We start from the raw sequence: 14,014 nt of genomic DNA on the forward strand, positions 1-14,014 counted from the left end.
AAGTGATTTACTTTAGTTATTTTGTTGAATGAAGTTTTTTGGCAACAACATGAAAAACGTGCCAGAACTTTTCTTTTCCCGACAAAGTCTTGCCATTTTTCGCAGTTTCCTCGAAATATAATAACTCAAAACCTTCAAATAACCTTTTTACGGCTTCCAGATTATGAAAGGTCATAGTACTATTAGAACTCCATGAATCCTTTGTCCCAAAAAAGTGTCCACAAAAAAAGCCTTCGGAATTGATACAGCCTCTGATATTCGACCAAAATTTTTCAAATTGATCCGGATGACAAAAAGGCAAAGAAAAAGAAGCGTTGACCAAGTCAGCGGAAGGGAGTTCATCCAAACTTTCAAAAGATAAATTTTGAAAACTTAATCGTACCAAATGTTCAGGATTTATACGTTTTTTTAGGAGTAATGAAGCATCGGGATTCTTATCTATTGCCAATACGCTAAATCCTTTTTCTAGCATTGCAAAAGTATCTATCCCATTCCCACATCCCAAATCAATGGCCTGAAACTCCTTTAGACCATCTCTGCTAGAAATGAGATTCAAAGCTTGGCTCAAGGTATTGGCCAGAGGATGTTTTTCTTTATTTATTTTATCATAATGTGTTTTCCACATCTTGCAATTCATCTATAATAAGAAATAAAGATAATGAAGTAATCCTTTTTAATGCCATACTATGAAATGTTCTATTACATTCCATTTTTTAAATATCTATTTTACGATATTCGCCATTCTTCTCAACGCTTTTTAGTCTTAGTTTTCTTATAAAGAAATTTCCTTTAAAACGCACTAAAAGCTCGATTAGGACTCATTTTTTCAGACAATGAAAGTTGTTCTTCGACTAATTTACTTCTTTTATGCTGCTATTGAACTCCACAACGTCTTTAAGAGGATAAAAAGCAAGTATCAAACCTTTTTATTCAGACTATATCAATATAATTTTTAGTTTATTTTAGTAAGTTTGTGTTGGTGAAAAATGGTCGATTAAAAAATAGCATTCCCTATCTGTTCCTTGTCCTTTTCCTTTCAATGAAAATGGCAGGGCTTCATGTATTATCGCATACTGATGAAGAAAATCATGCAGTAGATTGCGCCATTTGTATTCATGTAAACACGAATAATTTAACCCCGACGATTACTCCTGACTTCCAGGATTTCACAATTGAAAATACTGAATTTACTGCTCATAAAGAGCGCTTCAAAAGCTACAATTTTATCGCTCTAAGCGACCTTGTTTCTGGCCAACTTTTTTCTCGCCCCCCTCCTTCTTTCCTATAAATTTCAATTTTATTAAGTAAAGAAAAAGTTATACTCCATATTTTTAATTTGCATTGATCTTTAAGCGGGCTATCTACCCCTTATTGGTGAAAATTACGATTTATAATCATATCGGATTTTAATAACTTAAATGTTCATGATGGTACTGCTACATAGTGTGGACACGGGATTCAATTAACATTTTAATTTTTCTATAGGCAGCCTCTTTTAGGGTCGATTATAGAAATAATGCCCATAAACTTTTGTACTTCAAAAGATCTTACACCTCTTTACTTTTTCCTTTTGATTAAAAAATCAAAACCTAAAACACAATGTTTACTGCATAACTAATACACAGAATAAATGAAAAAACTCCCCGTAACCGTACTTAGTGGCTTTCTCGGTGCAGGAAAAACCACCTTGCTCAACCATATATTGCACAACAAAGAAGGTTTAAAAGTAGCTGTTATTGTCAATGACATGAGCGAAGTAAACATCGATGCACAATTCATTGAAAATGAAAATACACTCTCTAGAACCGAAGAGAAATTAGTTGAAATGTCCAATGGATGTATTTGCTGTACCCTTCGCGAAGATCTTATGGTAGAAGTGGAAAAACTTGCTGCCCAAAACAAATTCGATTATTTATTAATAGAAAGTACGGGGATTAGCGAACCTATTCCCGTTGCACAGACCTTTACCTTCGAAAGTGAAGATGGAACTATTGATTTGAGTCGTTTCAGTTATGTTGACACCATGGTAACCGTAGTAGATGGGTTTAACTTCTTAAAAGACTTTTCCAGCCCTGACTATCTTACTACCAGGTCTTTAACAGATATTGAGGGAGACCATAGAACCATTGTCAATTTACTGACCGATCAAATTGAATTTGCCAATGTTATCATCATCAATAAAATTGATTTAATTACACCGGATCAACTAGAAGAACTTCAAGCTATTATTCACAAATTAAACCCAGAAGCCCGTATTATTACAGCTACTGAATCTAAAGTTGAACTAGCGCATGTAATCAATACAGGTTTGTTCGATTATGAAAAAGCAGAGGCTTCGGCAGGGTGGATTCAAGAATTGGAAAATGAACATGTACCTGAAACCGAAGAATACGGAATAGGCTCCTTTGTTTTCAGAAGTAAAAAACCATTTCATCCAGAACGTTTTCTAACCTATCTCAACCAAAGCTTCCCTCAAAACATCATTAGAAGCAAAGGGTTGTTTTGGTTGGCATCAAGATCTGACCAAGCATTGTTATGGAGCTCTGCAGGAGGTTCTTGCAAAGCCGATTCGGCCGGTGTCTGGTGGACATCCATGCCATTTTCAGAGCGAATTAATTATGCCTCATTTTGTAAAAACCAAGATCAAATTGAATCAGATTGGGATGTTCTTTTTGGTGATCGGAAAATAGAATTGGTTTTTATCGGGCAGCATATAAATAAAGAAAAAATGATGTCTGAATTGGAAGACTGTGTGCTCACGGAACCAGAAATACAGGTATGGAAAGAACAATTGTTTCCGCAACAAGACCAATGGCCCATAACGTAGTAATACACAAGTGATACAACTTTAAGATGGTTCAAACAGACAATCTCACATTTCATTATAAGAAAGCGGAACATACGTTCCGCTTTCCCAACATAGATTTAAAAGAGCAAGAGAGTTTACTGATTTTAGGAAAATCGGGAATAGGAAAAACAACCTTACTACATCTTTTGGCCGGCCTCCTAAAACCTGCAAGTGGAAGGCTAGTGGTAGCTAACGTAGACATCAACGCGCTATCCCATCCACAATTGGATAAATTCAGGGGACAAAATATTGGGCTTGTATTTCAAAAAAATCATGCAGTCAAGTCTTTGAATGTTTTAGACAACCTAAAGGCCCGTCTTTTTTTTAGCAAAAAATCCATCAACCATACTATAATCGATTCTTTGTTGGAGCAATTGGATTTAACCGAAACTAAAAAGAAGGGAATCAATGAGCTCAGCGAAGGACAATTACAGCGTTTAGGAATCGCTATGGCCGTAGTACATAACCCACAAGTCATTCTAGCTGATGAACCCACCTCTAGTCTAGATGATGAAAACTGTATGGCCGTATTACGATTGTTACAACAACAGGCAGAGAAAAACCGAGCGAATTTGGTAGTTATTACCCACGATAACCGAATTAAGTCTGCGTTTAAAAATGTGATTACGCTATGAACAACTGGAAAATAAGCCTTAAGAACCTTATCCATAAACCGCTCTATGCGTTTCTTAGTATATTTTCCCTATCCATCAGTATTGGTTTACTTCTGGGCATTCAACAGTTGGACACTTCCATACAAAACCAATTTGAAAACGGTTTGGGTACTATAGAAATGGTAGTAGGTGCCAAGGGAAGCCCTTTACAATTGGTGCTTTCCTCTGTTTTACACATAGATAACCCAACGGGTAATATTGCGTATAGCGAAGTGGCAAAAATGAAAAAAAATCCTTTGGTAAAAGAAGTAGTACCCATATCCTATGGCGATAACTATAAAGGCTATCGTATTGTGGGGTCTACCCTGGGTTTTGCTAAAGTGTACAATGCCAATCTTTTAGAAGGAAGAGAAGTCGAAAACGCTATGGAAGCTGTTTTAGGCAATGATATAGCACAACAATCGGGTTTAAAAGTGGGCGATACATTTGTTAGTTCGCACGGCTTAACAGAAAACTCAATCGAACAACATAACGAATCCTTCAAGGTTGTCGGTATTTACAAGCCAACGTACAAAGTAATCGATAGACTTATCGTAACGAACCTAGCGAGTATCTGGCATGTTCACCAACACGGTGGGCATGAAGAACAAGAACATGATGACCATGAACATGATTTGCAGGAAGCAGATGACAGGGAAATAACGGCTATACTGGTTTCCTTTAGAAATCCCATGGGGCTCATGACCATGCCTAGAAATATTAATGCGAATACCGACATGCAAGCAGCCTTGCCCAAATATGAACTGGAAAGACTGTTCCGTTTTACGGGCGTTGGGGTTAAAGCAATTTCTTGGATCGCCTATATTATTCTACTCATAGCCTGTGTCACTATTTTTATCGGCCTATACAAAATGGTGAGAGAACGTGCTTTTGACCTTGCCTTGATGCGTACCTATGGTGGCAGTAATTTTCAGTTGTTCCGTATTATAGGTTTTGAAGGCATTCTAATGGTATTGGCATCCCTATTTTTTGGCTTTTTGTTTTCCCTGATTGGGTTACATTTTTTTGTCAACCTATTTAAATCGCAGTTTCAACAAGATATCATTCTCACATTTTCCACTGACCAAATGCTACGAACGCTGCTCATAGTAATAGTTATATCTGTGGTTTCAATTGTTTTGGCCATTACTCCTTTGTTAAAAATGAATATCTCAAAAATTTTAAGTGATGAAGCATAACCTTTTATACGCGCTATTTTTATTCGTTTCAATGACTGCCGTGGGGCAGGTAGACCTTACATGGGATGACTTGGCTAAAGTAGATTACACCGAAAAATATTTCCCCGCCTATGATTCCAAGTTTCTGTATCCAGAGTTCAGCCAAGAAATAATTAACCTTGAGGGTAAAGAAGTAACCCTATCAGGCTATTATTTAGATGTAGACCCCAATGGGGAACTCCTCATACTATCTAAAAATCCATTGGCCTCCTGCTTCTTTTGTGGTAATGGCGGACCGGAAACAGCAGTCGAACTCCAATTTAAATCCAAACCCGACTTTAAAACAGACGATGTAGTCCTTATAACCGGTACATTAAAACTTAATAAAGACGATGTAGAGCACTTTAATTACATTCTTACCGATTGTTCTGGTTTTCGCTTGAAATAATCGGCTAATTTAAAAATGAACAAAAAAAATGAACAGAAGAAAATTTTTTAGAAACGGATCGCTATTAACCCTCGGAACAACTTTGCTACATCCCTTCAAGGGTACGGCCAGTATTGTTCAATATGATACTGAAGATAGCAACAAAAAAGCAAAGAACATTATCGTTATCGTCAGTGATGGAATGAGCATTGGCACCTTGAATATGGCCGATCTATACCTTTCAAGAAAGACCGGTAAATGTTCTAACTGGTTACAGCTGTACAAAGATAACAGGGTAAGCAGAGCCTTAATGGATATGGCTTCCGCTAGTTCTACTGTCACTGACTCTGCTGCGGCAAGTTCTTCTTGGGGAGGAGGAAAACGTATTGATAATGGCGCATTGAATGTAAGTAAACAAGGGGAAGAGCACATGCCTATTTGGCAAAAATTCAAACAAATGGGCAAAAAGGCAGGTTGTGTGACCACTGTCCCTATTACCCATGCTACGCCTGCGGGTTTCTGTATAAATTCTAAATCCCGAAACGCCCAAGAACAAATTGCCGAGAAGTACTTGCAACAAAAGTTTGATGTCATGATGGGTGGCGGCGATACTTACTTTTCTCCTGAGAAGAGAAAGGATAAAAAGGATATGTACAAAGCTTTTACGTCAGACGGTTACGAGGTGGCTAAAACAAGAAACGAAATGTTTTCCGCTGCTATTGACAAACCCATTTTAGGTGTATTTGAAAATAGTGGGCTTCCTTATTCAATTGACAGGGAGAACAATAAGGATTTACTTCAAAAAGTACCCACACTTGCCGAAATGACCCATAAAGCTATTGATGCGATGAAAGACCATCCCAATGGATTTGTATTACAGGTAGAAGCAGGCAAAGTGGACTGGGCCGCACACGGCAATGATATTGCCGGGCTAATGTATGACCAAGTGGCACATGACGAGGCAATACAAGTGGCCATGGATTTTGCAGAACAAGATGGCGAAACTTTAGTTATTATTACTACAGATCACGGTAATGCCAACCCAGGGCTTATTTATGGAAAAGAGGCAAATGACAATTTCGATTCTATTCAGCAATATAGGCACACCAATGAGTGGGTTTTAACTGGGGTAGGTAAAGAAACTTCCATATCCCAATTAAAGGAAAGAGTGCACTATGCCAACAATTTTGCCCTTACAGATGAAGAATGCAAACAATTGTTGAGTTACTATACTGACCTACGAACCCAAGATGGCCTATACAACCCAAAGCAACTTCCTTTTAAGGTTTTGGCCGAAATGCAGCAACGACACAACTCCGTCGGGTGGATAAGTATGCAGCATTCAGCGGATTATGTCGAATTGGCAATGTATGGGCCAGGAAGTCATCTGTTAAAACCCTTCATTAAAAACACTGATTTACATTACCTCATGCTTGAAGCGGCTGAGATCGAAAACAAATTTTAAAATATTCCTCTATAATTATGGCCCCTTATCTCAAAACAATCCTATTATATTTTTTAGGATTTTTTCCTTGTTCTATTTTTTCACAGGAACAGGTAATCCATGGAATAGTTACCGATATAGAAAACCACGCTTTACCTGGAGTCACTATTATTATAAAAGGAACTAATCAAGGAACACTTACCAATTTAGACGGTAAATATTCTATAAAAACCGTTACAGGAAGTGTCTTGGTATTTTCCTATGTGGGGATGAAAACTGAAGAAAAAGAAGTAAAAGACCAAGCAAATTTAGATATAACATTGAAGGAAAATCCCCAATCATTGGATGAAGTGGTTGTTACTTTTAAAGAACCCCTTGTTCAGGCCGACAAGGGGAAATTAACCTTCAACCTTAAAAATTCAGCATTAACAACTGGGCAAACAGCGCTTGATATGCTTAAAAAATTGCCGGGTGTAAGCGTAGGTCAAAATAATAATATCTTATTTAGAGGAGCTTCTGGGGTCAATATAATGATTGACGGAAAGATGACGTATTTATCGGGAAGCCAGCTATCGAACTTATTGAAAGGAATGAGTGCAGAGGATATCAATAAGATAGAACTAATCACCTCACCTACGGCTGAATTTGATGCAGCCGGCAATTCGGGAATTATTAATATTATACCTATAAAAAATCTAAAAAAGGGCTATGCGGTCGATTTGCGTGCCGCGGTTTCAAAAGGAAAATATTGGATGACCAACGAAAACATATCGGCAAGCCTAAGTACAAAAAAAATGAACCTGTATGGTTCTTTTGACTACAACACACCACACCGGTTTACTCAAAACAACAGTAAAAACACCATAAATGAAGAAGGAAACACTTTTCGCCTCAACCGTGAAAATGAAAAAACATTTAAAATTAAATATTATACCTGGCGTCTTGGAACCGATTGGCAATTTTCACCAAAACATAATATAGGGGTAAGCTATCATGGTTATCTTGACGATTTCAAAAGCTTCAATTATTCTACAGTAAAAAAGGTTGATAATTCGGGAGAGTTGCAATCTTATATTCTTTCAGATAATAACATCATCGAGCCTTATCACTACGATGCGATAAGCACGCGTTACACATTTGATATAGATTCCCTAGGAAAAAGAATAACTGCCGATGCCAATTATACATCTTACCGGAATTACTCCGATGGATTGCTAAAAACCGATACTTATGATGCAAACAAAAACAGACAGAATACAGAGGTACTCAAGTCGAACCAGCCCGGATTCGTCAAAATTGTTTCTGCTCAAGCTGATGCCGATTTGCCCTTTAAAAAGTATTCGATTAAAACAGGTATTAAATATGCCGAAGTAGAAAATGATAATCAGTACCGTTTTGACTCATTGCAATCGGGAAATTATATTGAAATAGAAGATTTAAGTAACCATTTTAAATATAAGGAGCATATTGCCGCAGCTTATTTGTCGGGTTCAAAAAAAATCAACAAAACAACAATTGATGCTGGCTTACGTATGGAGCATACCCGTGCTCAAGGCTACACCGTAAAACAGGACATTGCCAATAAATGGCAATATACAAAGCTGTTCCCATCTCTTTCTATTGGGCAAATCATCAATGAAGACAATAAAATGGATTTTTCGCTCAGCAGGCGTATCAACCGCCCGTCTTATAGTGATTTAAACCCTGTTCGATGGTACAGTGACAAATATTTCTATTATTCTGGAAACCCCGATCTGATTCCTGAATTAGCTTGGATTTATTCACTGACCTACAGTCTAAAAAACAAATATTTTTTTTCTGCTATTTATAACCGAAGCCTCAATTTCATGAACCGAAGGCTATCTATAGATGATAATGGTACAACGATTAAAAGTCAAAGCGATAATTTTGGCAATCGCCATCGTTTTGATTTTACAATATCAACACCTTTTAAGCTATGCACATTTTGGGATGTGCTTTTCTTTTCTGACATAAGCTATACCAAGTATCCTATATCAGAACTTTCAGGTGAAAAACAGCTAGCAAAATGGGCGGCAACACTAATGTTGCAACAGGATGTTTCATTGCCAAAGGAATATAAAATCAATCTTTCCGCCCAATGGTTCTCCTCTGAACTACTTGGTATCTATAGTTCGCAACCCACAGGTTATGTTGATTTCGGCATTAAAAAGTCGTTTTCAAACAAGAAGCTCATCGCCCGATTTACCATAAGCGACATCTTCAATACCAACCGTTATCAGGCCCATTCACTAAGTGAGATCATCGACTATCGCTACAACAACAAACCCGATTCAAGAAGGTTTGGACTCACATTACTTTACCATTTGGGGGGTAATCTTGTAAAAGAAAAAAGTGGTACGACAGATGAGCAAAAGCGTTTATGATTTTTGAATCTTGATCTCTATTCACAAATCTAAAGTGGATCAATTCAATGTAAAAATGTTAGAAAAATTTGAGTGGAATTGAGGAAACATTAAAAATAATTGATAATGGTCTTTCTATTCTAGAAATGGAACAATGAAATACGGCAGAGCACCTCTTTAGCCACAAAACTGAAAAACTTTGCACTAGTACTTTCGAAAATTTCCGATATGCGCCTGTCGTCTAACTTGCCATAAACCTTATTCATATCACTTGAAATGAAGGTAGCAGTTTATACAGCTTATGGAACTCCGTAAGTAAATGAATCGATAGAGGTAAAAAAATCTGAAGATAAAAGCCTATAAAACTCTTATGAATAATATTTAGGGTAACTTCATCCCTGAGAAGGAAAGCAAATCATATATTGATAGAATATTTTGCCAAGTAATCGAACAAATATTCCGTAGACAAGGTGCTTACAATGAAGATTTCAATCCTTCCGAGAACATTTTATCTTTAGATTTCGAGTATACTTATATTCCGGAATTGGGCCTACCCTTTAAGCGAACATCAATCTTTTTTTTCTTTGCGGTCAACCGCTTCATTACATCCATCAAGTTGGTATCTTGTGTCTTCTTGTAAATCTCATTGATTTCTAAAATAAGTCGTTTTGCTTCCCTAGATGCTGTCACCCTATCACTGGTAGACATATGAGTCATTTTAGTCTCTTCAAAAATTGTTGCCTCTTTTAAAATATCCATTATTGTCTTTTGTCTGATATTATATAAATATAATTAAACAAGAAATATTGAGCAAGTGTTAAATACCGTTTATTATTATTTTAACAAAAACAAACTGAGGTACGTTTAGATTTAAGCCTGTCGCCGATATTTAAGAATTTATTTTCAATTACCCGCACCAAATATCGAATTAAATTTTTGCTTCATTTCAGCATTTCCGATCATTACAATTTCCGCTCCAGGAGAAAGTAGGGTATTGGCCGGCAACTGCGTAATTACCGTTTGATTTTGATTGATGGCAATCACAGAAAGACCAGTCTTGGCCCCTATTCCTGATTCAGCGAGGGTTTTGCCAAACAATGAAGTTGGGATGGAAGAAATAAATAGCCGGACTCCTTCTCCCAAAACTGTAAGCTTTTGACCTTTAACAATAGACAAGACCGCTACGGCACCCAAAGTAGCATAGCTCAAAACAAAGTCTGCCCCTGCCCGATGTATAATGTCTATATTGCGGGTGTCTGAGATTCGGCTCACTATTCTTACATTCTTATTTAGCTGACGACAATAAGAAGCAAGATAAATATTCATGGTATCATCATTGGTCGATAATAAAACCGAAGGTGTCTCAAGAATTCCAGCTTCTTTTAACAAATCATAGTCAGAAGCATTTCCTACAAAAACCTTCTTACATAAATATTTTACCTTTTTGCATACATTGGAATCTTTATCAATCATATTTACCAAGATGCCGTTTTCTTTTAAAGTCTCCGCTGCAGCCTTGCCCACTCTTCCCCCACCAATTACCAACACAGGATTCGGATTCACATTATAGTTGTAAAAAAGTTCATCGATACCTTGAAGCTGGTCTTCATTTCCAATTATCATCAAAACGCTATCTTCGGTAAGTTTTTCATGAGCTAGCGCGGGCTTCAACCTCCCTCTTTTCCACACTGCCACAATACTTACGCCAAATTTTTGCCTAAAATTGGTCTCCCGGATCGTATTGTTAACCAAAGGAGTATTATGAACGGCCAATTCGGCAATTTTAAGATCTTCATATTCCCCTATAGGATGAGACTTGGCATGTTGCGCATTTACCCTATTGGCCAATTGCGAACCCAGCCATTTTTTTACCGGTAAAACATGGTTGGCGCCGCTCAGCTGCAATACGTGAATTGCCTCTTCTTCATTGGCTATAACTACTATAGGTACATTTGGTGCTGCATGCCGTATGGTGAGAATAATTTTAGTGTTCTCTGTATCGTTCTTATTCACCAAGACCAGTTTTGCCTGGTCAATATTAGCCAGTCGAAAGGTTTCCTCTTCATCTGATTCCCCTAAGATTACAGGAATATTTTTATCGTGTCGCTCCAGTGCAATTTGGGAATCACTTTCAATAATATAATAGGGTATTTTTTCTTGACCCAATTTTTCTGTCAGGTCCCTCGCTATCATTTCCAAGGAACAGATGATAATGTGGTCTTTAGTTCCTGCCGGTACTTGACGTGGCACTTTGTTCTTATTCGTTGAATCTAAATAGGGTACATAGAAAAATCTTATAAATGCAAACGGTAAAACTACCAGCAATAAAATTATTCCAGAAAGTAAAACGATAATGCTAAAAAGACGACCAATGTCAGATTCAAAAGTGATATCCCCAAAGCCCAGGGTACTCATAACTGTAAGTGTCCAATAAAAACCTGTTACCCAAGAATAAAAACGACCTTCCACCGTCATCATAATGATATGGAAAAGAATCGAGTGTATTAAAACAACCACAGCTAAAAGGGCGACGTACCTCAAAAGCTTTCTTGCGTTTCGTTTAAATGCACTATCTTTTAAATAATAGGCCAATTGGCTACTCACAAATTTCATAACGCGTATTTCAAATACTGTAAGTTAAATTAATTCATTTTTAGTAGACTTGTATATTCCCCAGTTAAAAAGCAGCACAAAAACTGAATATCTAAGCCAAAATGTTGCACAAAATCTTTAGGAACAAAGAATAACATCCACGAATTCAGACATACTTACAATAATAGGTAGGGCAACTGTATTTAAGTATTACGCTATAGTCTAAAGCCCCGGTAACATGGTGGCCCTTAGTTGATCAAAGCCCTTTCCGACACTCGAATTCTTGGTCTTGTCCCAATAACTGGTCTGTTCTAATTTTAAGGCCAAGGTAGTTGTGATAAAGCTTTGGGTCCAACCGGTAAGCGTTCCCCAAGCGCCCCAGCCATGATCGGCATTAGACCCGTAATATTCCCAATTTTCGTAATCAAAAGCCCTAAACCAAGTACCATCTAGATCGGCCCTATCAGAAGAAGTACTCTGAATACGCACCAAAAAGTCTGAAAGCCTATCGACAGCTTCTAAATATCCTACGTCTTGTGTTGCCTGAGCGGCCTCATTTAATGAAAAGAGCGCAAAATTGGTCGTATACAACATGTCTGCGATAGGATCCCCGTTTGAAAATATGACCGGTGCCTCAGAGGTGCCGTATGCCTGATTACTTTTTGAAGCACCATACTTGCCTTGTTGTTGATCGCCCATAACCTCTTGAAGCGCGCCACAGCTTACTTGGTATTCCAGTAAATCGTCACAGAGTTGCCGAAGCCAGCGCCTATGCTGCTCGGTATTTTCGACACGTACCAACCAAGCCAAAGGTAAAATCATTCGAGCTCTTTCTTGTTGAAGTCCATTCGTCCATATCCATTTATCAGGATATGCATCCATTGTAGTTGCTATTGCCTTTTTAGCCTTTTCCAACAAAGGCTTGAAGCCCGTTTTGTCATACAGCCAAATGTAAGTCGCCCACAACCACGATTCGTAATGCGGGGCCGGGTTGATTAATTGGCCCTCACCCAGCTTTCGCCAACCCAGTGGCTCTATTTTATATCCGTTCAAGGCATTCCCTCGAAAACCAGTTTCCCCCGTAGTTCTAAAATTTGCAAGAATTAGTTTTTCCAATGATCGATCCCATTTTTTATTTCCAAGGAGCTGTGCCGTCAAAAGTCCACCCAAAATCACCCGAGCATTATCATCACCATAATATTTATGGGGAGCTGTATCGGCCCAACCGATAAGCCCATATGATGGTCCATCGGGCTTTTTACTGTTGTCGGTCATAAATGTATCTGTGGTAAAAAGAAAATCCATTAAATTTTCAGCCGTTTGCAAATGCCCTTCGCGTTCACGAACTGAATTCGACATGGCCATGGTCATTGCCGTCTCCGCCACACAATCGGCTCTCAACCAATAGCGGTAGGGTTGGCTACCATCTGGATTTATATAAGAATAATGCCCCTCCATGACCCCTAACGAGCCATCGCCCGAAGGCCGGTCAAGGTCCATAGGCGGCCCCACAGGTAGTGCCAAGGTATCAATGGCTTGCCAAAGCCCTTTCCATTCAGGGTGAATCAAAAATCTACCTTTGTCGTACCATTGGCTTCCGCGATCAACGGCTAGTCGATACGCATTTTCAGGCAACTGTTGTTCTTTTGAATATGTAGGCTTTACCAATGGATTCCATTGAATCATATCTGTGTCAAAATCGTCTATCAAAAAAGAGAGTATGTGACCGATCACAATATTCCATTCCTTTATCGGCGAATACCTTCCCTGCACCATATTGCTTAATTTGGTAGTGGCAATTAGCACATCATCCTTCTTAAAAAGTATGGGAAAATAATCAGTTTCGTCCAGACCATAAACCGCCGATTTAAAACCTGCTACTTTCGCCCCCTGAAGTAGGGCCGTTCTACTCGGAATCGACACATAGGAAAACAGGCCTGCATCTAAAATGCTCATTGGGGACAAGTGATCTCCAAATATAGCTGAGGTTACCACAAGACGCTCTTTTTTCGTTTCTATGATATCACCAGTATCCTCGGCATCCAAAAGGTTCGGAAATTCAACATACACTTTTAGTTTCTTGGCTTTTGCCCTTACATAAAAATCGGGAGGAAGCGCTGTTTTCTCTTTTGGATAATTTTGCGAAAGTACCATCAATCTACCATTCTCGGGGACATTCGACAAAGCCTTGTTCACATCTCCATACCGGGTTATGCTATACGGTGTTTTTGACAACACTTTGAAAAGGTCATTTTCTTGATCCGCAACAATATGTAGTGTCGTAGAAGAATTCGATGTTATACAACTAAAACCTAACATCCCTATTGCCATAGAAAGAATTGCTATTATCTTTACGTTGATCGTGTTCTTTGAATTTTTCATTAGCTCCAATTAATGTCCCGTAAATTAGTGGATTTTATAGAAAGGCATAAATTAAGTCATGAACATTTTAAAAGAGGCTTATTGCAGAGATTGCTTTTTTTTTACA

Annotated in this window: 11 protein-coding genes; 7 read left to right on the forward strand and 4 right to left on the reverse strand. The window is 38.1% G+C overall.

The features are described 5' to 3' along the window. Positions 1-16 precede the first annotated feature (16 nt). The gene (locus tag AACZ88_RS02205) at positions 17-637 is read right to left on the reverse strand and encodes a class I SAM-dependent methyltransferase (RefSeq protein ID WP_339705530.1); all 621 of its coding nucleotides are present in this window, start codon (positions 635-637) and stop codon (positions 17-19) included. Between the two features lie 342 nt (positions 638-979). On the opposite strand from AACZ88_RS02205, the gene AACZ88_RS02210 reads away from it, so the two are divergent. From AACZ88_RS02210 to AACZ88_RS02240, 7 genes are all read left to right on the forward strand, one after another. Continuing rightward, positions 980-1,288, forward strand: coding sequence for a hypothetical protein (locus tag AACZ88_RS02210; protein WP_339705533.1), 309 nt, complete (start codon positions 980-982; stop codon positions 1,286-1,288). Positions 1,289-1,630: 342 nt separating this feature from the next. Continuing rightward, entirely contained in the window at positions 1,631-2,827 is a 1,197-nt protein-coding gene (locus AACZ88_RS02215) for a GTP-binding protein (RefSeq protein ID WP_339705536.1), read from the forward strand. Positions 2,828-2,853: 26 nt separating this feature from the next. Then, positions 2,854-3,483 (forward strand): ATP-binding cassette domain-containing protein, encoded by a 630-nt coding sequence (locus AACZ88_RS02220; protein ID WP_339705539.1) that lies wholly within the window; start codon positions 2,854-2,856, stop codon positions 3,481-3,483. Continuing rightward, a complete protein-coding gene (locus AACZ88_RS02225; RefSeq protein WP_339705542.1) occupies positions 3,480-4,700 on the forward strand; it encodes an ABC transporter permease in 1,221 nt (406 codons plus the stop codon). The genes AACZ88_RS02220 and AACZ88_RS02225 overlap by 4 nt, the downstream gene beginning before the upstream one ends. Beyond that, positions 4,690-5,127 carry a hypothetical protein gene (locus AACZ88_RS02230; protein ID WP_339705545.1) on the forward strand — a complete coding sequence of 146 codons (438 nt, stop codon included), beginning with the start codon at positions 4,690-4,692 and terminating at the stop codon, positions 5,125-5,127. The genes AACZ88_RS02225 and AACZ88_RS02230 overlap by 11 nt, the downstream gene beginning before the upstream one ends. Before the next feature lie 28 nt (positions 5,128-5,155). Next, on the forward strand, positions 5,156-6,571 hold the full coding sequence (locus AACZ88_RS02235; protein ID WP_339705548.1) for an alkaline phosphatase: 1,416 nt from the start codon (positions 5,156-5,158) through the stop codon (positions 6,569-6,571). A gap of 17 nt (positions 6,572-6,588) precedes the next feature. After that, the gene (locus AACZ88_RS02240) at positions 6,589-8,955 is read left to right on the forward strand and encodes an outer membrane beta-barrel protein (protein ID WP_339705551.1); all 2,367 of its coding nucleotides are present in this window, start codon (positions 6,589-6,591) and stop codon (positions 8,953-8,955) included. A gap of 510 nt (positions 8,956-9,465) precedes the next feature. Here AACZ88_RS02240 and AACZ88_RS02245 read toward each other — a convergent pair. The 3 genes from AACZ88_RS02245 to AACZ88_RS02255 all read right to left on the reverse strand — a co-directional run bounded on the left by AACZ88_RS02245 (position 9,466) and on the right by AACZ88_RS02255 (position 13,908). After that, entirely contained in the window at positions 9,466-9,693 is a 228-nt protein-coding gene (locus AACZ88_RS02245; RefSeq protein ID WP_339705554.1) for a hypothetical protein, read from the reverse strand. 144 nt (positions 9,694-9,837) lie between these two features. After that, the gene (locus AACZ88_RS02250; protein ID WP_339705557.1) at positions 9,838-11,547 is read right to left on the reverse strand and encodes an NAD-binding protein; all 1,710 of its coding nucleotides are present in this window, start codon (positions 11,545-11,547) and stop codon (positions 9,838-9,840) included. A 201-nt stretch (positions 11,548-11,748) separates the two neighbouring features. Next, positions 11,749-13,908: a hypothetical protein gene (locus AACZ88_RS02255; RefSeq protein WP_339705560.1), complete on the reverse strand. Its 2,160-nt coding sequence runs from the start codon at positions 13,906-13,908 to the stop codon at positions 11,749-11,751. Positions 13,909-14,014: the final 106 nt, after the last annotated feature.

This window comes from uncultured Kriegella sp. (genome assembly GCF_963975415.1).
In the GTDB taxonomy this organism is placed as follows: domain Bacteria; phylum Bacteroidota; class Bacteroidia; order Flavobacteriales; family Flavobacteriaceae; genus Kriegella.

Bases quoted from the DNA above. Each gene is read 5' to 3' on its own strand.
- AACZ88_RS02205 (WP_339705530.1), bottom strand. From the start codon at position 637: ATGAATTGCAAGATGTGGAAAACACATTATGATAAAATAAATAAAGAA.
- AACZ88_RS02215 (WP_339705536.1), top strand. From the start codon at position 1,631: ATGAAAAAACTCCCCGTAACCGTACTTAGTGGCTTTCTCGGTGCAGGA.
- AACZ88_RS02220 (WP_339705539.1), top strand. From the start codon at position 2,854: ATGGTTCAAACAGACAATCTCACATTTCATTATAAGAAAGCGGAACAT.
- AACZ88_RS02225 (WP_339705542.1), top strand. From the start codon at position 3,480: ATGAACAACTGGAAAATAAGCCTTAAGAACCTTATCCATAAACCGCTC.
- AACZ88_RS02230 (WP_339705545.1), top strand. From the start codon at position 4,690: ATGAAGCATAACCTTTTATACGCGCTATTTTTATTCGTTTCAATGACT.
- AACZ88_RS02235 (WP_339705548.1), top strand. From the start codon at position 5,156: ATGAACAGAAGAAAATTTTTTAGAAACGGATCGCTATTAACCCTCGGA.
- AACZ88_RS02240 (WP_339705551.1), top strand. From the start codon at position 6,589: ATGGCCCCTTATCTCAAAACAATCCTATTATATTTTTTAGGATTTTTT.
- AACZ88_RS02245 (WP_339705554.1), bottom strand. From the start codon at position 9,693: ATGGATATTTTAAAAGAGGCAACAATTTTTGAAGAGACTAAAATGACT.
- AACZ88_RS02250 (WP_339705557.1), bottom strand. From the start codon at position 11,547: ATGAAATTTGTGAGTAGCCAATTGGCCTATTATTTAAAAGATAGTGCA.
- AACZ88_RS02255 (WP_339705560.1), bottom strand. From the start codon at position 13,908: ATGAAAAATTCAAAGAACACGATCAACGTAAAGATAATAGCAATTCTT.